This is a genomic window from Anaeromassilibacillus sp. D41t1_190614_C2, from assembly GCF_015558525.1.
In the GTDB taxonomy this organism is placed as follows: domain Bacteria; phylum Bacillota; class Clostridia; order Oscillospirales; family Acutalibacteraceae; genus Anaeromassilibacillus; species Anaeromassilibacillus stercoravium.
Map to the genome: position 1 here is coordinate 79,107 of NZ_JADMOD010000007.1, position 24,868 is coordinate 103,974.

Genomic DNA, 24,868 nt, shown 5'->3' on the forward strand with positions numbered 1-24,868 from the left:
CGACGAAAGGAGAACCTATGAAAAAACGTTTGCGCAAGGGGATTTTTATAGCATCGCTCTGTGTTTTTATAGGTTCTATGAGTGTGCTCGGATATAAGGGGATCTATGAGCCCATGCAGAACCGGCATGCGGTCAAGCAGGTACAGCAGATTTATCACGCTGAAGAAGACGGGGAGGAGAAGGACAGTTCCCCTTCCTCACAGACGTCCGAGGAGGCTGTGCAGCGGAAGCGGGACGCCTTTGCCCAATTGAAAGCGGGCAACCCGGACACCATCGGTTGGATTCAGATTCCCAATACAGTGGTGGACTATCCGGTGATGCAGTCCTCAAAGGACAATCCGGAGCTATATCTCCGTCATGGATACGATAAGAAATACACCCAATACGGCTGCATCTTTTTGGATGCCAACTGTACCCCGGCTCAGGAAATGAAGAATTTGACACTCTATGGGCACAACATGAACGATGGGCAGATGTTTGCCGCGATCCTGCAATACACCGATCTGGAGTTTTATAAGAGCGCCCCGGTGATCGACTTCGATCTGGAAGGGGTGGAGGGCAAATGGAAAGTGTTCTCCGTGTTTAAGATCAATACACTCCCGGAACAGGGGGAAATCTTCGACTACGCCCAGCCGGATTTCGAGGACGATGAGGCGTTCACGGCTTTCATCGAAGAGATGCGCAGCCGGTCCATTTTGAATCTGCCGGTCGATGTGAATGCGGACGATCAATTGCTCACGTTGTCCACCTGCTCCTATGAATTTGAAGAGTTTCGCACTGTCGTGGTAGCCCGCCGGGTGAGGGAAGGCGAGAATGCGACCGTTGATTTGGACAAGGCGGCATACAATCCTTCCCCAGTTTACCCGGACTGCTGGGTGCAGAAATATGGGAGTTGACGAGAAACACAGGAGTGAATCATAGATAGAACGATTTGAATTTATCAAGACAGAGCCTTTTGTTCCTTTTGGCTATGAAAAAACGGTTATGCGGCATACGCTGCATAACCGTTTTTTGATTGATGGATTTTCCTCAGTCGATCGGGACCACGGAACCCTCATAGGTCTCATTGATATATTGCTTGACTGTGTCGCTCTTGAGCGCCTCCACAAGCGCCTGCAGTTCCGGGCGGTTTTCGTCGCCCTTGCGGACAGCGATCACGTTGGGATAGGCTGTTGTTGCAACGGAACCGCTCTCTTCCACGGCCAGTGCATCGCTCATCTTCAAGCCGCCGTCGATGGCATAGTTACCGTTGATCACAGCGAGATCGACGTCCGGCAGGATGCGGGACAGCTGCGCCGCTTCAATTTCGGTAATCTGGATATTTTTCGGATTGCTGGTGATGTCCTTTACGGTGGCGTTCAATCCCGCGGATTCATCCACCTCGATCAGTCCCTGATCCTGAAGAAGTAGAAGTGCGCGCGCCTCGTTGGTGGTATCATTTGGAACGGCGATGGTCGCGTTGTCCGGCAGGCTGTCCAGGGAGGTCGTCCGGCCCGCGTAGATGCCGAGCGGCTCGTAATGGATTGCGCCGATCGAGACCAACTCCGTTCCGTACTCCTCGTTAAAATTGTCCAGATAGGTCTGATGCTGGAAATAGTTGGCGTCCAGTTCCCCTTCGGAGAGCGCCAGGTTCGGCTGCACATAGTCGGAGAACTCCACCACATCCAGCTCATACCCCTGCTCCTTGAGGATATCGCTGGCAACCTCCAGGATTTCTGCGTGCGGAGCAGGAGACGCCCCGACCTTGATCACCTTGGATTCGGAATTGTCCGCATTTTCACCGGACGCCGCATCGCCGCCGGACTGACATCCGGCCAATACGGTGGCGGAAAGTGCAACCGCGAGAATGAGTGCAAAAATCTTTTTCATAGGATAGTTCCTCCTTTTGTTAAGGGCTTTGAAAGAACAGAGAATGCTCCTCTTTCAAAGCATTATTTGCGCCGGTCCAACCGCCGGGCAATCCAGAGGCCCAGTCCCTGGAATACCTGCACCACCACAATGAGCAGGACGACGGTGACGAGCATGATGTCCTCCTCACGGCGGTAATAGCCGAAGCGAATGGCGATATCGCCCAAACCGCCGCCGCCGACAAATCCGGCCATTGCGGTATAGCCGAGGATCGTCGTGATGGCAATGGCGCAGTTGAGGATCAACGAGGGGCGAGCCTCCGGCAAAAGGACTTTCCAAATGATTTGCAGAGCGGAAGCGCCCATGGACTGGGATGCTTCGATCACACCGACGTCCACTTCTTTGAGAGAACCTTCGACCAGCCGGGCGACGAAGGGCGCAGCTGAGATGGTCAGAGGCACGATGACGGCCGTAGGGCCAAGGGTTGTGCCCAGAAGCCAGCGGGTGAACGGCAGGACCGCGATCAATAAAATGATAAATGGGAACGAACGGGTCAGGTTGACGATCACGTCCAATATTTTATATAGGACAGGGTGGGGGCGGATCCCGTCCGCAGCCCACATGACGAGCAGCACACCCAACGGCAATCCGATGATATACGCGAAGAGGGTGGACCCCAACGTCATATACAGGGTTTCACCGACGCCTTGCAGCAACATTTGCAGCGTGGATTCATCCCACATTTCCGCTCACCTCCTCTACGGTCAGGCCCCGCATATGCAGATACCGCTGCATCTTATCCGCGAGGGATTCGTCTTCGGGCAGTTGGATGACAATCTGCCCAAACGCTTTTCCGTCCATGTTTTTAGTATCAGCAAAGAGAATATTTACAGGCGATTTATATTCGAGCACCATATTGGCGATTACGGGTTCAAAAGAGGAACTCCCGTTGAAGACAATGCGGATGGCGTGTTTGCCAGTAAACGTTTCAGTGGTATGCTTTCCTTCTGGGAACACCAGGTGCTGCGCAGCCGGCGTCTTGGGGTGGGAAAAGATTTCGGTAACGTCGCCGCACTCGGCAATTTTGCTTTCACTGATGATGGCCACACGGTTGCAGATCTCTTCGATCACGCGCATCTCGTGGGTGATGATTACAATGGTAATCCCCAGACGGCGGTTGATGTCCTTCAGCAGAGCCAAAATCGAGGACGTCGTATTGGGGTCCAAGGCGGACGTCGCTTCGTCACACAGGAGCACCTTTGGATTGGTGGCCAACGCGCGGGCGATTGCAATACGCTGCTTTTGCCCGCCGGAGAGCTGGGAGGGATAAGACTTCGCTTTATCCGACAAACCGACGAGTTCCAAAAGCTCCTTTGCGCGCTTTTTGGCGGTCGCCTTGTCCACCCCGGCGATTTCCAAGGGGAAGCAGATGTTCGCTTCCGCAGTCCGCTGCATCAGCAGGTTGAATTGCTGGAAGATCATCCCCATGGAGCGCCGCGCTTCACGAAGCTGTTTTCGATTTAGCTTGGAAAGATCCATGCCGTCGAACAGGACGGTCCCCTCCGTTGGGATTTCCAGCATATTCATACAGCGTACAAGCGTGCTCTTTCCTGCGCCGCTCATACCGATAATGCCGAAGATATCCCCCTGTTCGATTTTCAGGTTGATGTCCTGCAGCGCATGGACCTCCGCGTTTTTGCCCCGGAAGGTTTTGCTGAGGGAGCGAATTTCAATGATCGGTTTTCTTTCCACATGACACCCCTCTTTTCCGTTTCCATGTTCTTCTGCTGAACGCTATGCCGCAAAGCGTTCAAAACATTACTGATTTAATAGGAATTATACGGCACAATGACATGCGTGTCAAGTATTGTGCGCAGATTCTACCTTATTCAACAGGCGGTTCCCAACGGGCGGCCAGGGCTTTGATGGGGATTCCCTTTTCCGTAAACATCTTTTCGTGCTCCGTCGGGGCATCCTGCGCAAAAAAGCCTGGATTTGCATGGAGATCGGCGGTTTGGCGCAGAAGCATGAACCCGCTTTCCTTTATATATTCTAAGGTATCGGCAAATAGGCCGTCGTCGTCCGTCTTAAACCAGAGTTCGCCGCCCGGCTGCAAGAACTGCTTATAATCGTTCAAACGGCGCGGGTGTGTCAGGCGGCGTTTGTTGTGCTTGGCACGGGGCCACGGGTTGCAAAAATTGATACAGATGCGGGCGACGCCGTCCTCCGGCCGGAGCATGTTGCAGATTTGTTCCACGTTATAAGCGGTCAACCCAACGTTGTCCACTGGACGCCCGGCCCCAGCGAAGGCCGCTTCCACAATGCGCTTCGCGGGGGCTAATACGACGTCCTTCAAATCTACACCGAGGTAATTGACCTGTGGATTTTTTGGGGCCAGCCCTGCAATATACCAGCCCTTCCCGCAGCCGAGCTCCAAATGGATGGGTTGCTTTTTCGGAAACCAATCCTGCCATTTTCCGGCCATCCGTTCCGGACCACGCACAAAAAAGGGACAGGCATTCAGCTCTGGAGCTGCCCAAGGCTTATTGCGCATCCGCATGCGGCGTTCCCTCCGTATCCCAATTTTTGCACACGTCAACCCATTTTTGACTGTGGGAATATTGAAACAGTTCCTCGCAGCTCAGTTCAATTGCGGAATTGGGAGTACCGCAGGCTGGGAATACCGTCGAAAAGCGCTTCAAAGAAATATCGCAATATACAGCGGCCGTGTCCGGATTGGCAAAGGGGCAGACGCCTCCCACCGGATAGCCTGTAAGCGGTAAAACTTCATCGGCACTCAGCATTTTGGCTTTCCGGTGGAATTCCGCTTTGAATTTGCTGTTATCGATTTTGGCATCCCCGGCTGCCACGACAAGAATACAACCGCCGTCCGACTGTAGGGAGATGGTTTTGGCAATACGCGCAGGCTCTACACCAAGCGCTTGCGCTGCCAATTCGACTGTTGCGCTGGAGACATCGAATTCCTGCACACGGCCAGCCACGCCATAGGATTCTAGATACGTTTTTACTGCCTCAATAGACATGATAAATCCCTCCATGCTGCTATCAGATTGTATCGATTTTGCGGCTTTTTCAGTAACATAATTCTAACAAAGTATAGCATAAGAATAGACATTGGAAAGTGTCTAAAAAAGAATTTGTGAGATAAAACAAAAAATATAGGCTTTTTTTGACTTTTTGCTGCGGTTTTTTGAAATGTGTAAGGGAAAGAAAAAAATTAGCTTTTTTCGATGAATTTTCTAACAAATCATCCAAAGGAAAAACGCGGTAGCCATTTGCTTGTGCTGCGAAGAGTATGCTATACTATAGACCACATATGAGCAACGAAACCAGTGGTGGAGGAAACCAATGAACGAGCAAAGAAAACGGAAAGTTGGATGGGCTCTGGCGGTTCTGGCGGCGGTTTTGGTTTTAGTGGCTGTTGTAGTACAGTGGAACCGGTGGAAGGCAGAGCAACAACCGTTTACCAGCACGGAATTTGCAATGGGAAGTTATGTCCAACAAACTGTTTATGGCGATAGAAGGGAAGAAGCGGCGTCGGAAGCAGCCAACGCGGTGCAACGCTTAGAAAACCAGATTTCGTGGCGGATAGAGGGTTCGGATATCGCACGGTTGAACGAAGCTGCAGGGACGGATTGGATTGCTATTGATCCACAGACCGCAGAGCTGCTGGCACAAGCGTTGGATGTGGCGGAGCGCTCAAATGGGGCGTACGATCCGACGATCCTGCCGGTCAGCTCCCTTTGGGACTTTGGCGGGGAAAACCAACATTTGCCGGAAGCTGAACAGATTGAAGAATACCGTTCCTATGTTGGGTATCAAAATTTGCGTGTAGATGAACAGGCTTCGGAGGCTTCTTTGAAAATCCATGGTGCGGCGATTGATCTCGGAGGAATTGGAAAAGGCGCAGCGTGTGACGCTGCGGTTCAGATGTATCAGGAAAGCGGTGCGGAGGCTGGCATTGTCGCGGTGGGCGGAAGCATTGGCCTATATGGGGAGAAGCCGGATGGCAGCTTGTGGCGCCTAGGCGTGCGCGACCCAAATAGCGGCGACGATAGGGCGGAAGCGATGGGGCTTCTGGATCTGGCGTCTGGATTTGTATCCACGTCTGGCTCCTATGAAAAAACCTTCACAGAAAATGGGAAGACCTACCATCATCTTTTAGACCCAAAGACTGGTTATCCAGCGGAAAGCGGGCTTGTATCCGTCACCGTTGTGGCGAAGAGCGGCGCTTTGAGCGACGCCTTGGCGACAGCCGTGTTCGTGCTTGGGGAAGAACAGGGCATGGCCTTGCTGGAAGAGTATGGAGCGGGTGGGGTGTTAATCTCGCAAGATAACCGTGTTTTGGTATCCGACTCCTTGAAGGACGCTTTCCAGCTCACTTCAGATATGTATACCCTTGTATCATAAGAGGGGATTGGGTGGGCGCACTTGCTGGCAAAGTTGAAACTGTTGGGCCAGGGACAATCCTTGTAAATAGCAAAAATAAAGGGAAGGTCTTTCCCCGCTCCCAGTGTTCCAAAGAAATTAGATATTTCAATAGGAAATTAGGCACGGCCGGGATGATCGGCCGTGTGTTTGCTTGCGTTTAGGTAGGAATGTTTTGGCTTGTTTTGAAGATGGGATGAAGAGGCCACATGGGGTTCTATATAGAATGGATTGTTGAAGGCATCCTTTCGGATAGAATGGTACCATACCATATAGTGTACTTGCAATGTAGGCGTTTGTATGGTATATTTCTTGATTGCTTCTGATTGGGGTAGTGCCGGCACGCATATGAGGCCAATGCCTCAGGCAGCTGTGCCGTTACTCAATACAATATTTTGAACAACGGTCTTTTTAGGAAGAAAGTAAAAAATGAAAATGGAGGGAAAAGAATGGAATTTGCATTTCCAGAAAAGCCTTTCAAAACACATGGCGGGGCGCATGTGCCGCATTATAAGAACACGGCGCAGATGGAATCCAAAATAATGCCGCCTCCGGCGCAGGTCATCATCCCCATGCAGCAGCATGCTGGGGCCCCGTGCAAACCTCTTGTCCAAGTGGGGGACGAGGTGCTTGTAGGGCAAAAGATCGCCGACAGCGATGCGGTTGTCAGCGCGCCCATTCATGCCAGCGTTTCAGGCAAAGTGCATGCGGTCAACCAGGTGATGCTCTCTGGGGGCCAATATGTGGATGCGCTTGTGATCGACTCCGATGGAGAGATGAAGGTTTCTCCAGAGGTACATCCGCCAAAGGTGGATACCCGCGAGGAGTTTCTCCGTGCTGTGCGGGAGTCCGGCTTGGTTGGATTGGGCGGCGCTGGTTTTCCTACACATGTCAAGTTGAATGTATCCCCCGATAAGAACATTGACACGCTCATTATCAACGCTGCGGAGTGCGAACCATACATAACGGCCGACCATCGGGAAGCGCTGGAAAACACAAAGGCGGTATTTTCCGGAATCAATACGGTCCGGAAGATGTTGGGAATTGAGCGGGCGATCATAGCGGTGGAAGACAATAAGCCCGATGTAATCGAAGCACTGCGGAAGATGGAGAATGATGGACAAGCCAGCCCGGACAAAAACGTTTGTGTGTTGGCGCTTTCCGCTTCCTACCCGCAGGGAGCGGAAAAGGTGCTCATCAAGTCCTGCACCGGACGCGAGGTCCCCATGGGGAAGCTGCCTGCAGATGTGGGTTGTATTGTGATGAACATAACGTCCGTTGCCTTCCTGGCCGATTATCTCAGGACAGGGATGCCTCTGGTGAAGAAGCGCGTCACCATCGACGGCTCCGCCGTAAAATCCCCGCAGAACGTTATTGTTCCGATCGGTACGCCGATTGCAGAGATCATCCGCTTCTGCGGAGGGTATGCGGTTCCGCCGAAAAAGATCCTGATGGGCGGCCCCATGATGGGAATTGCCCTTACAGACGACAGCCTGCCGGTCATCAAGCAAAACAATGGTATCCTCTGCTTTGGAGAGGAAGAGGCGCGCCTGCATGAACCAACTGCCTGTATCCGCTGTGGCCGCTGTGTGAGCGGATGCCCAATGAATCTGGTCCCGACTAAGCTGGAAAAGTATGCGGAAGCCAAACGTGTGGAAGAATTGCAGGAATATTGTGTGATGGACTGTATGGAATGCGGTACCTGCGCTTATCGCTGCCCGGCCCACCGGCCGTTGGTGCAGGCCATCCGGCTAGGAAAGGCTCTTGTTAGAAATGCGGGAGGGAAGAAATAAATGGAGCAGAAATTGATTGTATCGTCTTCGCCCCATCTGGGGAGCGGAGCAACTACGCAAAAAATTATGCTGGACGTTATTATTGCCCTGATCCCGGCGGCAATTGCATCCTGTATTTTATTTGGGATTCAGGCGCTAATCTTGATCCTGACCTGTGTGATTTCCTGTGTGCTTGCCGAATATCTCAGCCGTAAGGTGATGAAACGCGACAACACCATTTTTGACCTCAGCGCGGTAGTCACTGGCCTTTTGCTGGCCTTCAACCTACCAGCGACGATCAACCCCCTGATTGCGGTCTTTGGGAGCGTAGTGGCAATTGTTGTTGTAAAGCAGATGTTCGGCGGCATTGGGCAGAACTTTGTCAATCCAGCTCTGACGGCGCGCATCGTGCTGATGTCGTCCTTCCCGGCGAAGATGAGCAATTGGGTGGTGCCCTTCTGGTACCGCAGCGGGAACCCCGACGCGATTACCACAGCATCCCCGCTTGGCCTGCTCAAGCAAGGGGCATCGGATCAGCTTCCCAGCCATCTGGACATGCTGCTTGGCGCGCGTGCCGGCTGTTTGGGGGAAACCTGTGCCATTGCATTGATCCTGGGAGGCATTTATCTGGTGGCCCGTAAGGTTATCAGCCCAGTAATCCCGTTGTGCTATCTTGGAACTGTAGCGGTGATCTCCTTGATCGCCGGCCGTGACGTAATTTTCGAATTGCTTTCCGGCGGCCTGTTGCTCGGTGCAATCTTTATGGCGACGGACTATACAACATCCCCCATCAACCGGAATGGCCGGATTGTATATGCGATCGGCTGCGGCATTTTGACAATGCTGATCCGGATGTTCGGTTCGTTGCCGGAGGGCGTGTCCTTCTCGATTATCCTGATGAACATTTTGGTGCCGCATATTGAGCGGATCACCCGCCCGCGTCCCTTTGGCGTCAAAAAGGAGAAGGCCAAAAAGGAGGCTGCACACGAATGAAGATAGATGCAAAAGAAGTCCTGCGTCCCACCATTACATTGACCGTGATCTGTTTTGTAGTCGCGGCGCTTTTGGCGGGGACAAACCTTTTGACCAAGGATAAGATTGCACAGCAGGAGGAGCAAGCTGCCAGCGAGGCGCGCGAACTAGTCCTTCCCGGCGTTGAAGAGTTTGAAGAGATGGAGGCCACGGATGCCGATGGGGAGAGCGTGGTTTATTATGTTGGAAAGGAAGGCGGGGAAGTGGCTGGCTATGTGTTTACCACTTCCGCCAGTTCGTATGGTGGACCGGTCCAGGTGATGACCGGCATACGGGCGGATGGGGAAGTATCCGGCGTGCAATTGCTTAGTATCGACGATACGCCGGGCCTTGGAATGAATGCGCAAAAAGAGGAATTCCGTGCGCAGTACCAACAGCCAATCCCGGAATCCGGAGCATTTGAAGTCATCAAGTCCGGGGAAAAACAGGACGGCCAGATTATGGCGATGACCGGTGCAACCATCACTACACAGGGCGTAACCGACGCGGTAAACGAGGCATTGGCCCTGTATGAAACCGTAAAAGGAGGCGCTTGAGGATGGAGAAAAAGAGATCCCTATGGAGTGAATTTACCAAGGGTATTATCAAAGAAAATCCTGTGTTGCGTTTGGTGCTTGGATGCTGCGCAACGCTTGCAGTCAGCACCTCTGCTAGTAACGCAATTGGAATGGGTTTGGCGACGACCTTTGTCCTGGTCTGTTCCAATGCAGCGATCTCCCTGCTGCGTAAGGTGATCCCGGATAAGGTTCGCATTCCGGCGTTCATCACAGTGATCGCAGGATTTGTATCGGTTGTGCAGATGTTTATTCAGGCATATTCTCCAGCACTTGACGAGGCCCTGGGCATCTATCTGCCTCTGATTGTGGTCAACTGTATTATCTTGGGGCGTGCAGAGATGTTCGCCAGCAAGAATAAGGTTCTCCCCTCCATTGTCGATGGCCTTGGGATGGGAATTGGTTTTACGACTACGCTGTTGGTGATGGGGATGATCCGTGAGTTCCTCGGTTCGGGTAGCTTGTTTGGCATTCCGATTACGGCCGGAGTGGTGGACCCCATCATTATCTTCATTCTGCCGCCTGGAGGGTTCTTTGTGTTTGGTATTTTGATTGCGGTAGCAAACCGGTTGTCGGGCGAGGGTTCGCGTCCGGCAGAGCTTGGCTGTCAGGGATGCCCGCTGGCGGCAAATTGCTCGAAGCTTCAAGAAAAGGAGGCTGCTAAGAAATGATTAAGAATCTTGTAGCCATCTTTTTGGCGGCGATCCTGACAGAAAACTATATTTTGAATAAATTCCTCGGTATCTGCCCGTTCCTCGGCGTATCGAAGAAGCTGAATACAGCGGTTGGCATGAGCATTGCAGTTACGTTTGTAATGGTGATTTCCACTGCAGTGACCTGGCCAATCTATATGTATGTGCTCGTCCCCAATCATTTGGAGTATCTACAGACCATCGTCTTTATTTTGATTATTGCGGCGCTGGTCCAGTTGATTGAGACCATCCTGCGCAAATTTATGCCGCCGCTTTATAATGCGTTAGGCATCTATTTGCCGCTGATTACCACGAACTGCGCGGTTTTGGGCATTACCATGCTGGTGCTTGAAAAGGGTGCTGCGGACCCGACTTTCGGATATGTGGAATCCTTGGTCAATGCGTTCGGCTCCGGTATTGGCTTTATGGTCGCTATGGTGATCTTTGCTGGTGTCCGCGAGCGCATGGAGACGAACGACATTCCAAAATTTCTCAAAGGCCTTCCCATCACCCTGATCGCAGCATCGCTTGTGGCGGTGTCCTTCCTTGGGTTCCAGGGCCTTGTCGACGGCTTATTAGGCTGAGGGGAGGAATAGAGATGAGTCAATTATGGGTTCCTGTTGTCATTGTGGTGGTGATCGGTTTGATTGCTGGCCTGGGCTTGGCAATTGCCTCGATTCTGTTGGCTGTACCAAAGGATGAAAAAGCGGAGGCCATTGAGGAAATGCTTCCAGGGGCCAATTGCGGTGCCTGCGGGTTTTCCGGATGTTCCGGTTATGCAAAGGCTTTGGCCCACGGAGAAGCAAAGCCCGGCCTCTGTGCCCCCGGTGGGGCAGAGGTGGCCAAGACCGTTTCCCAATATCTTGGTTTGGCGGATGTGGCTGTTGAAGCAAAAGTCGCAGTGGTCAAATGTCTTGGCAGCTATGACAATACAAGCGATAAGATGGAGTATGAAGGCATCCAGAGTTGTACTGCTGCTGCACAGCTAGCTGGAGGCGTTTCCAGCTGTCGCTATGGCTGTATGGGGATGGGCGATTGTGTACAAGCTTGCGCGTATGGCGCGATCGAAGTATGTAATGGGGTTGCCCGTGTCGATCCATCGCGCTGCAAGGGGTGTTCCATGTGTGTGAAGGCATGTCCAAAGCATCTTATCACATTGGTTCCCCTAAAGCGGCAGGCGATTGTCCGCTGCAGCAATTGCGACAAGGGTGCTTCGACCAACAAGGTCTGTAAAGTAGGCTGCATTGGATGTATGAAATGCCAAAAAGTCTGTGAAGTGGGAGCAATCAAAGTGGAAAACTTCCACGCTACTGTAGATCCAGAAAAGTGCGTGGGATGTGGAAAATGTGTGGAGGCATGCCCACGTCATTGCCTGGCGATGCTGGAGTAAATTTTGATGCCACTTTCCCATTGGTGAAAAGAAGAAGCCCTAAAATTCCGCTATCTTTAGTGTCTTTACAAAAGAGAACGGAAAAATAGGGCTTCTTTTTAAAAAAATTATGAAAAAAACAGTTGCTTTTTCATCGCTTTTGTTGTATAATCTTTACCGTTACATGCCGGTGTGATGGAATTGGCAGACGTAGTGGACTCAAAATCCACCGGTGGCGACACCGTGCCGGTTCGAGTCCGGCCACCGGCACCAGTTTGAATGTTCATAACGCAACTGAACATTCCTATGTAAAGGAGTAGTCCGAAAGGGCTGCTCCTTTTCTCATTTATCCGGCTTTTCCAACCAGATATTCTATTTCTACGCCCTGTCTGCTGTTGAGAACGACATTCTCCGGCAGAACGGGGCTTTTCGGCAAATCCAATACGCCGACAAACTTGTAGTGGATCACAAGGCGCTGCGTCCTGTTTTTTTCCTGTCCCCTGAATGTGGTAGACATCAATCCGTTCTACCAATTCGTGAAGCATAGTAGGCGTTAAGGTTTTCATCTGTATAAACTTCCGAACCGCTTTTAGAAACTGATTTTTTGAATACACCCGGCTGTCCTCTTTGTCGCAGATGCTTTCCAGCTCTGCGATTTCTTTTTTGAGGGATTGCTGCTCCTCGTCATACCTTTGCGACAGCTTCATGAAGCGTTCATCGGAGAGTTTACCGCTTACATTGTCCTCGTAGGTGCGCTCAAAAAGCATATCAACCTCACTGTATCGGGCGTTCAGTTCGGCCAGCTTCTGCTGGCGGAAGCGTTTTTCACGCTCATAATCCTGCGAGGTTTTCCGGGCAAGCAGTTCAGCAAACTCTTCCTCGTTTTCCTGTAGGTAGCTTACCATACGGTTCAGTTCCAAAAGGACAACCTGTTCCAACGAATCGGCACAAACGTAGTGCGTTTCATTACAGGTGCCACGGTTTCCCCGGTAGTTTGAACAGTTGAAATACTCAATGGCGCTGTTCGGATGATTGATATACTTCTACGTCTATTATACTGTAAGCACGGGTGCGATTCAACGATCAGTCATTGCTCTTTCTTCACTTAAACGGCATTCAAAAAGGCCGGGGCGCTGCTGTCCCGGCCCGCATGGTGGCGGACGGCGTCCTCCACCAGCTCGTCCATCTGTTTGCCTCCATCCGCAAAATGCTCAGAGATTTTGATGCAGAGATTCCCACAGTAGAAATACTTCGTGTCATCCGGGCCAACGACATAAAACGATGTGTTTTCCAAGGTCGGTTCCGGCCCCTCATACCGCTTGCTCCATGCTTCCAGGAGTTCTGCCGGCGGCTCGAAAACCGGGTCAAAGCAGGATTCGATGTCGATATACCCATCGTCCATTTCGTTAATAAAATCGTTTTGTTTTTTCATATAGCGACCTCCATCGATCAAAGTTCCATATCCTGCCCGCGGCGGTGGACAGGCTGTCTTGTTTGCGGGGTGTGGGTCAAAACGGCCACAAGAAAAGCCCGCACCCTTTCCGGTGCGAGCTTCACGGCGTCCAGATAGGGCTGGACGCTCTTTTTTAGTTCCTGATATTTTTCGCTCAGCGATTCATACCGCTGTTTCCAAATCGCGGCGCTTTTTTGGGCGGAAACCAGCCGTTCCTGCAACCTGCCGTTGTCGGCCTTGGCGGTAATGCTATTGACTGCGTAGGTTTTTAGTGTGCTGCACTCCTGCGGCGTCAGCGAAATGTTTCCCGTGATGGGATTTTTCTTGCCCATTGACTGGATCTCCTCTACGGTCAGGGCGACCGTGCGCTGTTCTTTGGTCTGGCCTTGGAGGGATTTCAGCTCCTTCGCCTTTTTCTGCGCGGCGGCCTCGGTGGCGTTCAGCGTATGCTCCGCCTGGGCCACCTGGGCGGTCACAGCCTCCAGCCGCTGCTGCTCCGCCTGCACCTTGAACTGGGTCACGGTCAGATGCTCTTCGGTGCTGCCTCGCTCGCCGCGTTCCACATCGGTATACCCGGCGGCGCGCATAAAATGGAAAAAATCATCTTGCAGCACACTGTAGGACTTTTTCAAGACGGGCTTTCCGTTCTTTTGCAAGACCGGGTTTCCATTGGCATCGAGGGCGGGCTTGGACATCCATTTCTTGCTCCGGCTGACCTGCATGACGGTCTCCTTCACTGTGCCGACCAAAGACTTGTCCTTGCAGCGTTTGCTCCAAAGGATCTGTTTTTCCACCACCGGCACATAGACCACATGGAGGTGGTAGTGATACACCTCCTGGCCCAGCGCCTCGGACATGGCCCGGTTGATCTCATCAGCGTGCATCACGGCAGAAAGGATATACTGCTCCCCGCCCACGATCTCCACGGCGGCTTTGTAGGCATCGGCGTAAAACTGCCTGGCAAATTCATAGCCGCCGTGGTTGTGGAAGTAGGCGGAGTTCACATCGAAGATCAGCTCGCCGAAGTGGGTGGCATCGGGTTTCAGCCCGCGGGTGGAGACGATTTTCTCCTGCTCCATCTGCCGGAACATCTCCGTGTAGCTGGCGGTGGGGGCTTTGAAGTGGATATTAAGCGGAGTGCGTTCCGGGACAATATCGGGGTTGCGGTAGCTGTCTTTTTCCCGTTCGTTGTGCTTTTGGGTGTTGCCGATGTCCTTGTCCGGGACATCCACATTTCTGGCGCTTGTACGGTCGATTCCATCATTTCTGGCCATAAAAATCAACTCCTTTCGTTGGGGCGTGGACGGCTGCGGGGCGGGGATGTACTTCCTGCGGGAAGTGTAATAACCCACTATAACACTTTCATCCCGGAGGGCTGCAAAGTGCCGTGGGCTCTCCGAGGGGGAGTTGCGTCCACTGCGGTGGCCGCCGCTGGATATGAAAAATCCACCCCCGCTGCTTTTACATATTCAGCACAAAGAGCTGCTCTCCTGTGCCGGAGCGCAGCCCTTTGGTGTCAGCGATCACGCGGAGGCCTTCGCTGACGGCCCATCACAAGCAGCGCGCTGCTTGCGATGGGGACGAGAGTCACGGTTTGGCGCGGCGCTGCCATACAATGTCGTACCCCAGGGCATCGGCCAGCTGCACAGTTCGGTGTAATTGGATACTGCAAGAGAATGGGGCGAACCGCTGCGTACGTACGTACAGCGGCTCAGCCCTGCAATCCTTCCGGCTTGTCCTTCGGTACGTACGTACGCAGCGAATCACCGGAAAACACCGACATATTCGGATGCACCAGCGCCTCGATCCCGAAAAATCCCCGCACCCGGCGACCGGCGGCGTTGGTCACATTGTTGCAGTATTCGAGATTGTACTTGCCTTGGCTGGCGATCACGGCATCGCTGAAGCTGCGGGGCTTTAGCGCAGTTAAGTCGTTTTCAGCGCAGAAAATTTGGTACACTTCATACAGCTCCTTGGAGCTGATGGTTGCATCCGCTTTCAGCCGGATATAGCCCTCGGATTCCAGAAAATCGAACACATTGTTGTTGTCCCGCTTGACGGATTCCCGGTTTTCTCTGGTGCGCTGGCTCTCGGTGAACTTGAAGTTGTTTGCCACCAGCCGCTGCAATCCGGCAAAGGCCCAGAGAAAGATGCCCTCGATCTCTGTTTTCATCTTCTCGGCAATGTCGGGGTCGTCCACACGATTTACCGGCTTCTCCTTCGTGGTTAGAACGAGCTGCCGCCGGTAAAAGCCGTCGCTGTGGTCAAAGAGGGCCTGCAAGTCGCCGTTGCTGAACGCCAGCAAGCGGGAAGACATCCACCCCTGGTAGCTCTGTTTGCCTTTGCGCTCCAAATCCATCTTGCCCTGTGCGGTGACGATGGATTTGACATAGTTTGTCTGGCGCAGCGCCTCCATTCGCATATCGTCATCGACACACAGCAGAATGTGTTCCAGGTCAGCGCGGGCGAAACGGTTTTCGGAGATTTTGCCGATGCTGCCGTCCTTCATGTTGCTGCCGAACAGGGCCGACAGCACCGCGCCGATCTGGCTCTTTCCTTCGCCGCCGCTGCCTTTGATGGCCATCATCCGCTGACCTTTGTTGCTGGGGACCAGGCAGTAGCCGATATATTCCTGCAAAGTGGGAATGTCCTCCGGGTAAAGAAGTCCATCCAAAAAAGCCAGCCAGCGGGTCGGTGTGGGGGCTTCGGGATTGTAGGCTACTGGCAGGCGGTTGCGAACGATCTCCGGCTTGCCCTCTATGAAGTTGCCGTCAAGGAACAGTGTCCCGTTCGCCAGATGGATGCGGTCTGTCTCCGGCGGAAAATCCTCCACCAGCGCCGCCAGCTTCATCAGCTCCACAATGTTGCTGATCTTACGCGGAATATTGCTCACCGCGCAGCAACGCAGTTCGTCAAAGATTTCGCTGCGCAGCGGCAAGTCGTTGGTCACTCGACCGTCAGGTGTGAAAAAAGCCCCGTTTGTGTAGATGATTTTGTGTCTGCTGAGGAAATCATCACAAAACAGGGCTTCGTTGATATGCTTGCCGTCAAACCAGATGGGCTGGTTGACCTCACGCGATTGCTCGTTCTTCATCACGGTGGCATACCTCCTTTTCCAGACATTTGAGCCGCTGTTCCAGCACGGTGATGTCGCCATCCTCCAGCAGCGTGTCCACCGCCTTCACACGTTGTTCTAATTCTGCATACATGAGAACGTCCAACAAGTGATTTACATACTCGATCATCTGACACGCCTCCACAAAGCGGTTGTCCAGGTCGTCCTCCGGTGATTGCGGGGCGTACTCGACCTTCCAGCGTTCCAACAGGCGCAGATAATCACACAGCACCCGCTGGCAGTACATCTCGTCATCCCGGAAGGCCCGCGCCAGCGGATAGGGCTTTTTCAGCGCCATCGCTGCCGGGGGCTTGTCCGGGTCGATGCCGAAGTCATAGGCCAACTTCTTTGCGGCCTCGTAGCTGCTCAGGCCAAACAGCCGCGCCACAAAGTCTATCACATCGCCGGTGGCCCCGCAGCCGAAGCAATAGAAGTAATCTCTGTTCAGCTTCATGCTGGGATATCGGTCATCGTGGAAGGGGCAGCAGATCATATCGCCCCGGTTGACCTTGCAGCCGTAGTGTTTGGCGGCTTGCTTTATTGTAACGGATGCTTTTACAAGTTCAAACAGATCCATCTTGTTCTCCTCCTTATCGATTGTCCGGCCAATATGCCGCGTCAAAAAAGATGCCCTTCGTTTCTGCCATTGAACCTCTCTTTCTTGCGCCTTCGGCACAGACGTTGTATAATGTGAACAGTTCCGTTTTGTGTAACTGCTAGAGCGCACAGCTACTTGCGGTGAATTATCATGGCGCGGTTCCTCCTTTCTCTTGCCTGTCAGCAATTTTGTAACCCGTTTATTTATTGCTTGGGTTACTTCCTCTACTAATAGGAGAAAAAGTGGGTGCAAAGCGGAACCGTTTTCGCAGAAGAACAAAATTGTTTTTTGAGGGAGGCGAGGTCATGGCGCTGATACTGGACGATGACAGCCTGCTGGATGCGGCGGATGGCTTCGCCGGGTGGGACGATGCGCTGGCAGACGATACACTGGCGCAGGAGCTGGAACAGGAACGCGCCGTAGAGCTGGAAAGCGAACTGGAGCAAGACGAACACCCCATCGACTACGACGCTGAACTGGAAAACGCGGAGGAAGAAGCCGCGCCCACCAGCGCAAAGCGGCTGAAACGGGAGCTGCGGGCCGAGGCGCTGCGCCGTTTGGAGGATGCCGCCCGGACAGCAGAAGACTTCGCCGTTGTGGTGGAGGAATGGAACAAGCTCGACCGCAACCGGGAGCGCCGGGAACGGGATCACGAAAACCTGCGCGGTGATGTGCCGCTGGAGTATCAAGCGGTGTCGGAGCCGAAGATCATACCGCGCTGGCTGAACAATCCGGCGGTACGGCAGCTGTCCAGCGGCAACTTTCTGGACATTCTCTTTGACTGCCCGTATGAGATGCACCAGCTGACCGCCAATGCGTTTCTGTCCCAGATGATCGAGGAACTGAGCGAGGATCACAAGGAGATTCTCTATTTTCTCTCGATTCGGTTGTACAGCACCGCCCAGCTGGCGCAGATGCGCGGCCAGTCTGACCGCAACATCCGCAAGGTGCGCAACACCATCCGAAAAAAACTGCAAAAGAAGCTGCATGCCCATCTATGCCAGATGCAGGACAAGGGCAAAAGCCTGACGCTGCGGGAGCGGCAGTTTCTGGAGGAATATGCCGCGCTGCTGGGTGCAAAAGGCAAAGACGCCGTGATACGCCGGGAAAACAAGACCAAACGGCGCAAGAAAAAAGCCGCCCTTGACGGCGGCAAAGACGGCTGATAGAATGGTAATATGGTTAATACAGATACGGGTTACATTGTATAGGGGTGAGGCCATGAAAAATCTGTTTGAGCAGTCGCACTCCCATTGGGTGCGATATGACCGCTATGAGCTGAAAACTGCCGCCGATGGGAAGCGGTACATCACACCGGCCAAAGGTGCGAAGCCCGATGTGTATAATCCCATGAACGAGATGCCCGGCATGGTGCTGGACGCCCTCAATGTCGGTATGTTGATGATGGGCCGCAGGACGGACGTTGACGTGGAAACGGAAATTTTGAATTTTGTCACAAAGTATGGCCTGCTGGGGTTGATGACGGCGCTGCCCACCACGCCGTCCTTCATGGACTATGAAGCGGTCTATCTGCCGAAGAACCACTTCATCAAGGCGGAGACGATGGAAACGGAGGATTACCTGGCGTTGTTCTATCCCTTTGACAAGCTGGATGTGGTGAAAAAGGGTGTGAAATCCGACTGGACGGTTTCCGGCGACCGCGCGATGATCGCGCTGACCATGACCTTTGCCGACGAGCCGATGGCGAAAACTATGAGCTTCCAGCGGGAGTACGCGGAACCCTATGACTGGGTGGCACAACAGTTCAAGGACTGGGCCTTCACGTTGACGACCTCCATTTTGTACTACCACGACTACGATTCCATCGACGAGGGAACCCGGAACCTGTACCGCAAGGCGATGGCGGTCTTTGGCGGGATCGCGCCCAGCTACCACATCGAGCTGCTGGAAAAGCCGACGATCTACTGGGACTTCCACTCACTTTTGCTGGGCATCCAGATGATGTTCAGCTTCATGTTGGTGGACGATGCAAGGCCGCTGCGGCTGTGCAAGCACTGTCAGAAAGTGTTTATGAGCAATCGAACGAACGCCGCGTTTTGCAGCGCACGGTGCAAGAACCAGTATAATGTCTATAAGAGCCGGGGAAAACATAAAGAACAGGACGGTGACGAAAATGCCTGAGAGCCAGAACACGGAATGGAAAAGCAGATGGAAAGACGAATATCTTGAATGGATTTGCGGCTACGCCAATGCGCAGGGCGGGAAAATTTATATCGGCTGCGATGACGAGGGAAACGTCGTTGGCTTGCCCAATGCCCGCAAGCTGCTGGAGGATATTCCCAATAAAATCCGGGACGCGATGGGTATTATTGTCGGCGTCAACCTGTTGGACAAGGATGGTAAGGAATATATCGAGATTGACGTACCGCCGTATCCTATCGGTATCTCCTGCAAAGGCGTCTACTACTACCGCAGCGGCAGCACCAGGCAGATTTTGACCGGCCCGGCGCTGGAAGCCTTCCTCATGCGCAAGCGGGGCGCGACCTGGGACAATTTACCGCTCCCGGCTTTTTCGATGAATGATGTGGACGATGAAGTTGTTGCCCACTTCAAGCAATGGGCCGCCAAAAAAGGACGCATTGACCAAAGCGTGTTGGATGAACCCAAAGATGCGCTGATGGAAAAGCTGCACCTGATGAACGGCCCGTACCTGACCAATGCGGCCATGCTGCTGTTCAGCAAAGACCCGGAGAAATGGCAACTGGGCGCATATGTGAAAATCGGCTACTTTGAAACGGACGCCGACTTGCTGTATCAGGATGAGATACACGGCTCTATTCTGGAACAGATCGACAAGATCGTAGAGCTGGTGTACCTCAAGTACATGAAGGGCAAAATCACGTATGAGGGGATGCAGCGGATCGAGCGCTACTTTGTGCCGGAGGAAGCCCTGCGGGAAGCCTTGCTGAACGCCCTGTGCCACAAGCAGTATCAATCCGGCGTGCCTATCCAGATCAGCGTGTATGAAGATAAGCTGTATATTGCAAACTGCGGATGCCTGCCGGAAAACTGGACGCTCGAAAACCTGATGAGCAAGCACGCTTCCAGCCCCTACAACCCCAACATTGCCCATGTGTTCTATCTGGCAGGCTTTATTGAGAGCTGGGGACGTGGCATTGAAAAAATCTGCTCTGCCTGTGAAAAGGACGGCGTGCCGCAGCCGGAATATACCATCAATCCCGGCGACATTATGATCAAATTCACCGCGCCGGAAGATCGGGTCATCCGTTCTGTTACCGGTAGGGTGACAGAAAAGGTAACAGATAAAGTGACAGATACCTTGGACGAAACATCGCTCAAAATCTTGAATCTTCTTGCAGTTGACCCGGCTTACACAACGACTTTTCTTTCTGAAAACCTGTCCTTGAGCCGGAAAACCGTATCGCTAAGATTGAAAATGCTCAAAGAGAACGGCTTAATCGAGCGTGTTGGTTCCGACCGCAAAGGATACTGGAAATTACTCAAATAAAACAAAGTGCCCTCGCGGCAGGCTGATAAGGCTTGCTGCGAGGGCATCGCTGATAATTCAATGGATATTTTTGCCGATTATTTGATTGTGTATGCCGTTGTGTGGTATACCTGTTTCGCTGGATCAGTAAGCGCTGGGCAATCTTTAGCTGAAACCGACCAGTTTTTTATGCGAAAGGCAATGATTCTTATTCGATGACTCCGTCCGTATCGAAGATGTGATCCAGCTCATCAGTATTGATCGCATGAGACACCTTGTCGCGGATCGCTGTCCGGTACATATCCAATCGTTTGAACTGGTTTCTTCCGGCTGAATCCTTGCTCATGCGGATAAGCTGGATTCTGCCGACACCCGGATTCTGTCTTGCGTATTCAGCAAAGCCCTTTGCTTTTCCGAGGTTATCCTTAAAGTCTGCGCTGTGTGGCTCAAGAATATCAATCACATAACCGAGGCGTTCGTCCTGACGAACTACGATAAAATCAGGATACGTCGGTTTGATTTCTCCATCAATTTCATATGGGATGCAAAGCGCCCACGACGCTCTGGAAGGATTACGAATCCAGCAGACAAAATCCGGTCGCTTTTCTTCCTCGGCAATCAGATCGGCCTCCCAGCCGTTTAGCTTCAGCTTTGCTGTTCCAGTGGTTTCGTTGACGAACAAATGGTCTCTGTATTCTTTGCCGCCAGCTTCATGTGGCACCTGAATTGTCTCAGGAAGGCGAAAATTGTGCTTACTTACCACATCGCCGTCGGACACAATGCTGTCGTAGTCACGGCGAATTTTTTCTGAGTCAATGGTGGCAATGTACCTGCGATAATCATCATTTAGTCCATGGAAACGTTTCTCCGCATAGGCATGAAGCCTATCCATACAATCTTCGTCAGCGACAAAAAGAATGACATCTACCTTAAAGGCTGTTGGGTCACTTAAGTCGCCATATTTATTGCCATACACCATGCCGATGCCTTCGCGCCCCAGTTTCACATCGGCAATCTGGAACTGACGCTCAATATCTGTATCGGTCGTCGTAAACATATCATGAACAGAATAGTTGTCCACGGTCTCACCGAAGACATCAAAAATTTGCGTGGACAGCTTGAACTGTTTTACCTGCTGCACAAGGTCATCGTACTTGTCCTTAGCTTTCAGACCTTCCACATAATCATGAATCATCTGGACAATCTCATTCTGCACCTCTCTGATTGCCTCACGGCGCAGTTTGGATGTGCTAAGCAGGTGCGCCATCCGATATAGCGATTTAAGATAATCGTTAATCCGGAGCGCTCTGACATTATAAGAAAGCAGACCGGCATCATTGATGAACTTCATAACTGCTTCACGGTCAAATAAATCCTCTGCCCGACTATCCGGAGCCGCAGTTTCAGATGTAACAGTTGCGCTCGGCTGAGCATCTGCTATCGGTGTAACATCTGGCTGAACGGCCTGTGGACTCTCGGTGCTCATCCGTGGGAGTGTCGCAGCAGGCTGTGCTGGTGTCACCTCGACTGCATCCGGAATTTGTGTTTGCTGTTGTACCGGAGCAGACTCACCCTGCGTATCTGTTATGGGTGCCAAAGGCTGTGTCTCAGTATTTTGATTTGCAAACACCTCCAAAGTCATCTGTCCCGGAATTGACGTTTGCGTTTTCTTCTTTGGTTTGACAGTTAAGGTCTCGAAGCGCTTTTCAGATAATGACTCACCAAAAACGTCTGTCAGAATATCTCCACCCTCAGTGCTCTGCAATGCCTCTACAACGTCTTTGACAGTTTCCTCGTTAAAGTACGGTAAATAGAGGTGCACATCATTCAGGACATCATCGACCTGAATATGCATCTGCATCGGGGTTCTGACCATGCGTCCGAGAAGTTGTGCGATATACGTGGCGTCATTTGCGTGTTTGAAGGACATCATGGTCTCTGCCCTTGGGCAATCCCAGCCTGTGGACAAATTTTCTTTAAAGAAGACAACACGGATATTCCGATCATCAGCGATGCGGGAAGGTTCCTCATAACGTACTTCAATTCCATTTACCGTAAGGGAGGCAGTTGTTCCTCCGAAAGTGTGAACTACCTGACCGCTTTCCAGCTTGAAGCCTGTCCGCTCCTCAATCTTTGCGATGCAATCATCCAGATTGGTATCGGTCAATTTACCGCCGGTTCCATTCAAAACCTGAATGATCAGAATTGGATTCACATAGGCGTAATGCTGCTCAAAACAATACTGCGTCCAGTGCTCCCACTTTTCCTTCCAATCGTCTGCTGCCGCCTGCAGGATAGCCATATCATTGTTGACCGCGCTGGCCTCCGGGTAAGTGATAACAATGCGGTCTTTTAAAAGTCCGGACGCCCGCACCTCGTCCGCAGTGACAATGGCCTTATGTATAGTTGAAGCTGTGCCCTCGACCAGAGCATTGAACCGTTGAGTCGTTGCGGACATACCGATCACCACAGGCATCGGCGGGATATGATCCTCGTCACTACCCTTGATGAACTTCTGCATGATTGTCGTGGCTTTGCTGGCTTCACGACCCTGCATACCACGATGTGCCTCATCGATAATGAAGTATAGGCGGTCACTCTTATCTCTGACGGTATTGGCCAGCGTTTCCCAAATGGTATAGGAACGGTTATCACCATTTTTGGTGAGCCTTGATGTAACAGATAGCTTCTGCGTATTTAAGAAATAGATATGCCCGTCCTCGAAAGTCTCCTTGTCAAAAGAGTCCTCCGTTACTGTCACACACTGCGAAAGGCGGATTTTATCGGCCTTAGAATCGATCTTCAGCTTGGACTGCTCGTTCAGCTGCGGAGAATCCGAAAGCCAGACAATGATTGCATTCGGTTGCTCTGCGTAGGAGTCATCGCCATATAGGATGCTTTCAATCAGCGCAGACATGATGATGGTCTTTCCAGCTCCGGTCGGAGCAGTAAAGGAAACCACCTGTGGCGCATGCGTTCTATGATAACTGCCCAAACTTCCGACCCATTACTTTATAGAAGCAAACACAGTAGGCTTAACCGCCCCATCTATCGTCCTGTTGGAGCAGCTTCGCACCTTGGATAAGCGTCGGTTGGAACGATATATCGGGCGGGTAGATTCCCACCATATCCGTGAGATCAATCGTGCGTTGGCTGTCAGCGTCGGTTTGATGGAGGAAATGCCGGAAAACTTAATTATGTGCCTTTGCCCGACCTGCGCCAACAATTTTTTTGGCACAGGTTCTTATTTTTTGCGCCGGATCAATGCCAATAGCACCGAAAAAGACATTTGCACCTACTGCGGCCAGCGCCGGGGCTTTGATTACGAGGTTGTGCAGAAGCCAAAGGATAATGAAAAGAAATAAGGGGGCTTGCGATATGGAACACGATCATTTACAGGAAAATACGGAATATGCGGTCAACAATGTCAAGTATCAGGTTTCAGCCAGCTTCCAAACCCCTGATGATAAAATCCCGACAGAGGATTTTGCAGACAAATTGAAACGGTTGATTTTGTCAGAAGATATTATGAACCACAGTGGAAAAAAGTAATTCGCACCTTTGCGTGCTTGAAAGGATAGCGGTACACTTAATATGAAATATATTTGTCTGACTGCCAGAAAGGAGGAAGTATGCAGTCAAAGAAAAACCACGGAATCACAGCTTTATATCCCCGTCTTTCTCGGGATGACGATGTTCAAGGCGACAGCAACAGCATTGTGAATCAGTATCACCTACAATGAAAATATGCTTTGCTGATTATTTTTTCTGCTGTCCCTGCGGAGCGTGGTTCTGCGGATTTCCTGCGGGCTGACCGCCTTTATTCTTCAATACAATGTCGTCTGCCTTGATGTACCATTCCACGTCTGCCCCTCGGTAGTTGGCGTTTGCCACAGTGTCGGCAACAGGATTGATAAGCTCCACCTCGGCGTTGTACGGATAGTCCTTGACAGGGATTTCCGCTGGGATAGATACCTGTATCGTGCGTTCCTGCTGACTGCACTTCAAATCATAGGTTCTACGCTTGATTTCCTCGGTGGTCGTCCCGTCCTCATTCTCCACACGCACCTCATGTCTTAATGCGGAGAACTTTAATACTCCGAAAGTCTTTTCCTTATCTAATACAATTCCATTCGCTAATCTCATAATCTGATACCCCCTTTACTTATTTTCCTCGGCTGGAAGCATATCATCAGCCGTTAAGATATAGTTTGTGTAGCCACGACCTCGCACATTCTTTCCCTCGGCGGTAATCTTAGGATTGATTAGCTTGACTTTTTGCTCATACTTGAAGCGTTTTTCCCCAGCCTTTGCGGGAAGCACCACGATAATGTCGTCGGCTCTCTGAATGTCGGAATACAGGTTATAGCTTCTTGTCACGGGAACAAAGCGACCATTGACACGCTGTTGCTCCACGTCATTTTCTCCTGCAAACTCCAAATTTCCAAAAGTCTGTGCCATATTTGGCACGATATATTTTAATTTCATGTGTTCTACCTCATTTCTTTCTGTGATTG

At 51.9% G+C, this 24,868-nt stretch carries 25 protein-coding genes, 1 tRNA gene and 1 pseudogene; 14 read left to right on the plus strand and 13 right to left on the minus strand.

Annotation, left to right across the window (positions count from 1 at the left end; translation table 11 throughout):
- Nucleotides 1-17 precede the first annotated feature (17 nt).
- Nucleotides 18-896, plus strand: a complete 879-nt coding sequence (gene srtB / locus I2G69_RS07375; protein WP_195451204.1) for a class B sortase — start codon at nt 18-20, stop codon at nt 894-896.
- A gap of 133 nt (nt 897-1,029) precedes the next feature.
- Here the strand turns inward: srtB and I2G69_RS07380 are convergent, their stop codons facing one another.
- The 5 genes from I2G69_RS07380 to I2G69_RS07400 all read right to left on the minus strand — a co-directional run bounded on the left by I2G69_RS07380 (nt 1,030) and on the right by I2G69_RS07400 (nt 4,892).
- Nucleotides 1,030-1,869 (minus strand): MetQ/NlpA family ABC transporter substrate-binding protein, encoded by an 840-nt coding sequence (locus I2G69_RS07380; protein ID WP_087234771.1) that lies wholly within the window; start codon nt 1,867-1,869, stop codon nt 1,030-1,032.
- 62 nt (nt 1,870-1,931) lie between these two features.
- Nucleotides 1,932-2,591 carry a methionine ABC transporter permease gene (locus tag I2G69_RS07385; RefSeq protein WP_087234770.1) on the minus strand — a complete coding sequence of 220 codons (660 nt, stop codon included), beginning with the start codon at nt 2,589-2,591 and terminating at the stop codon, nt 1,932-1,934.
- Nucleotides 2,581-3,600: a methionine ABC transporter ATP-binding protein gene (locus I2G69_RS07390; protein ID WP_087234769.1), complete on the minus strand. Its 1,020-nt coding sequence runs from the start codon at nt 3,598-3,600 to the stop codon at nt 2,581-2,583. The genes I2G69_RS07385 and I2G69_RS07390 overlap by 11 nt, the downstream gene beginning before the upstream one ends.
- A gap of 133 nt (nt 3,601-3,733) precedes the next feature.
- Nucleotides 3,734-4,408 (minus strand): tRNA (guanosine(46)-N7)-methyltransferase TrmB, encoded by a 675-nt coding sequence (gene trmB / locus I2G69_RS07395; protein ID WP_087234768.1) that lies wholly within the window; start codon nt 4,406-4,408, stop codon nt 3,734-3,736.
- A complete protein-coding gene (locus tag I2G69_RS07400) occupies nt 4,392-4,892 on the minus strand; it encodes a YbaK/EbsC family protein (protein WP_195560514.1) in 501 nt (166 codons plus the stop codon). The genes trmB and I2G69_RS07400 overlap by 17 nt, the downstream gene beginning before the upstream one ends.
- A gap of 325 nt (nt 4,893-5,217) precedes the next feature.
- On the opposite strand from I2G69_RS07400, the gene I2G69_RS07405 reads away from it, so the two are divergent.
- The 8 genes from I2G69_RS07405 (at nt 5,218) to I2G69_RS07440 (ending at nt 11,989) form a co-directional block, all read left to right on the plus strand.
- Entirely contained in the window at nt 5,218-6,279 is a 1,062-nt protein-coding gene (locus I2G69_RS07405; protein WP_087234766.1) for an FAD:protein FMN transferase, read from the plus strand.
- A 467-nt stretch (nt 6,280-6,746) separates the two neighbouring features.
- Entirely contained in the window at nt 6,747-8,090 is a 1,344-nt protein-coding gene (rsxC, locus tag I2G69_RS07410) for an electron transport complex subunit RsxC (protein WP_087234765.1), read from the plus strand.
- A complete protein-coding gene (locus I2G69_RS07415) occupies nt 8,091-9,062 on the plus strand; it encodes an RnfABCDGE type electron transport complex subunit D (protein WP_087234764.1) in 972 nt (323 codons plus the stop codon).
- Entirely contained in the window at nt 9,059-9,637 is a 579-nt protein-coding gene (locus I2G69_RS07420; RefSeq protein WP_087234763.1) for an RnfABCDGE type electron transport complex subunit G, read from the plus strand. The genes I2G69_RS07415 and I2G69_RS07420 overlap by 4 nt, the downstream gene beginning before the upstream one ends.
- Nucleotides 9,638-9,639: 2 nt before the next feature.
- Entirely contained in the window at nt 9,640-10,326 is a 687-nt protein-coding gene (gene rsxE / locus I2G69_RS07425) for an electron transport complex subunit RsxE (RefSeq protein WP_087234762.1), read from the plus strand.
- Nucleotides 10,323-10,931, plus strand: coding sequence for an electron transport complex protein RnfA (locus I2G69_RS07430; protein WP_087234761.1), 609 nt, complete (start codon nt 10,323-10,325; stop codon nt 10,929-10,931). The genes rsxE and I2G69_RS07430 overlap by 4 nt, the downstream gene beginning before the upstream one ends.
- A 14-nt stretch (nt 10,932-10,945) precedes the next feature.
- Nucleotides 10,946-11,737, plus strand: a complete 792-nt coding sequence (locus I2G69_RS07435) for an RnfABCDGE type electron transport complex subunit B (RefSeq protein WP_087234760.1) — start codon at nt 10,946-10,948, stop codon at nt 11,735-11,737.
- A 165-nt stretch (nt 11,738-11,902) separates the two neighbouring features.
- Nucleotides 11,903-11,989: transfer RNA gene (locus I2G69_RS07440), tRNA-Leu, on the plus strand.
- Between the two features lie 224 nt (nt 11,990-12,213).
- On the opposite strand, the pseudogene I2G69_RS14525 reads toward I2G69_RS07440, so the two are convergent.
- From I2G69_RS14525 to I2G69_RS07465, 5 genes and pseudogenes are all read right to left on the minus strand, one after another.
- Nucleotides 12,214-12,621, minus strand: a pseudogene (locus I2G69_RS14525) (DUF4368 domain-containing protein); the annotation flags it as partial.
- A 200-nt stretch (nt 12,622-12,821) separates the two neighbouring features.
- The gene (locus I2G69_RS14235; RefSeq protein ID WP_243254912.1) at nt 12,822-13,148 is read right to left on the minus strand and encodes a hypothetical protein; all 327 of its coding nucleotides are present in this window, start codon (nt 13,146-13,148) and stop codon (nt 12,822-12,824) included.
- Between the two features lie 17 nt (nt 13,149-13,165).
- Complete coding sequence (locus tag I2G69_RS07455) at nt 13,166-14,443, minus strand: plasmid recombination protein (RefSeq protein WP_195560515.1); 1,278 nt, start codon at nt 14,441-14,443, stop codon at nt 13,166-13,168.
- A gap of 437 nt (nt 14,444-14,880) precedes the next feature.
- On the minus strand, nt 14,881-16,263 hold the full coding sequence (locus tag I2G69_RS07460; protein WP_195560539.1) for a DNA primase family protein: 1,383 nt from the start codon (nt 16,261-16,263) through the stop codon (nt 14,881-14,883).
- On the minus strand, nt 16,241-16,861 hold the full coding sequence (locus tag I2G69_RS07465; RefSeq protein WP_195560516.1) for a CHC2 zinc finger domain-containing protein: 621 nt from the start codon (nt 16,859-16,861) through the stop codon (nt 16,241-16,243). The genes I2G69_RS07460 and I2G69_RS07465 overlap by 23 nt, the downstream gene beginning before the upstream one ends.
- A 326-nt stretch (nt 16,862-17,187) precedes the next feature.
- Between I2G69_RS07465 and I2G69_RS07470 the strand changes: the two genes are divergently transcribed.
- From I2G69_RS07470 to I2G69_RS07480, 3 genes are read left to right on the plus strand one after another with little or no spacing between them, the layout of a single operon-like run.
- On the plus strand, nt 17,188-18,048 hold the full coding sequence (locus I2G69_RS07470; RefSeq protein WP_195560517.1) for a sigma-70 family RNA polymerase sigma factor: 861 nt from the start codon (nt 17,188-17,190) through the stop codon (nt 18,046-18,048).
- 55 nt (nt 18,049-18,103) lie between these two features.
- Nucleotides 18,104-19,024 (plus strand): hypothetical protein, encoded by a 921-nt coding sequence (locus tag I2G69_RS07475; RefSeq protein ID WP_195560518.1) that lies wholly within the window; start codon nt 18,104-18,106, stop codon nt 19,022-19,024.
- Complete coding sequence (locus tag I2G69_RS07480; RefSeq protein ID WP_195560519.1) at nt 19,017-20,372, plus strand: ATP-binding protein; 1,356 nt, start codon at nt 19,017-19,019, stop codon at nt 20,370-20,372. The genes I2G69_RS07475 and I2G69_RS07480 overlap by 8 nt, the downstream gene beginning before the upstream one ends.
- A 187-nt stretch (nt 20,373-20,559) precedes the next feature.
- Here the strand turns inward: I2G69_RS07480 and I2G69_RS07485 are convergent, their stop codons facing one another.
- Nucleotides 20,560-23,346 carry a DEAD/DEAH box helicase gene (locus I2G69_RS07485; protein ID WP_243254913.1) on the minus strand — a complete coding sequence of 929 codons (2,787 nt, stop codon included), beginning with the start codon at nt 23,344-23,346 and terminating at the stop codon, nt 20,560-20,562.
- Between the two features lie 55 nt (nt 23,347-23,401).
- Between I2G69_RS07485 and I2G69_RS07490 the strand changes: the two genes are divergently transcribed.
- Entirely contained in the window at nt 23,402-23,716 is a 315-nt protein-coding gene (locus tag I2G69_RS07490) for a type II toxin-antitoxin system PemK/MazF family toxin (RefSeq protein WP_330610156.1), read from the plus strand.
- A gap of 13 nt (nt 23,717-23,729) precedes the next feature.
- Nucleotides 23,730-23,903 (plus strand): hypothetical protein, encoded by a 174-nt coding sequence (locus I2G69_RS07495; RefSeq protein ID WP_195560520.1) that lies wholly within the window; start codon nt 23,730-23,732, stop codon nt 23,901-23,903.
- Nucleotides 23,904-24,110: 207 nt separating this feature from the next.
- Here the strand turns inward: I2G69_RS07495 and I2G69_RS07500 are convergent, their stop codons facing one another.
- Nucleotides 24,111-24,497 carry a YdcP family protein gene (locus I2G69_RS07500; RefSeq protein WP_021401038.1) on the minus strand — a complete coding sequence of 129 codons (387 nt, stop codon included), beginning with the start codon at nt 24,495-24,497 and terminating at the stop codon, nt 24,111-24,113.
- 15 nt (nt 24,498-24,512) lie between these two features.
- Nucleotides 24,513-24,839, minus strand: a complete 327-nt coding sequence (locus I2G69_RS07505; protein WP_195560521.1) for a YdcP family protein — start codon at nt 24,837-24,839, stop codon at nt 24,513-24,515.
- Between the last annotated feature and the right edge of the window lie 29 nt (nt 24,840-24,868).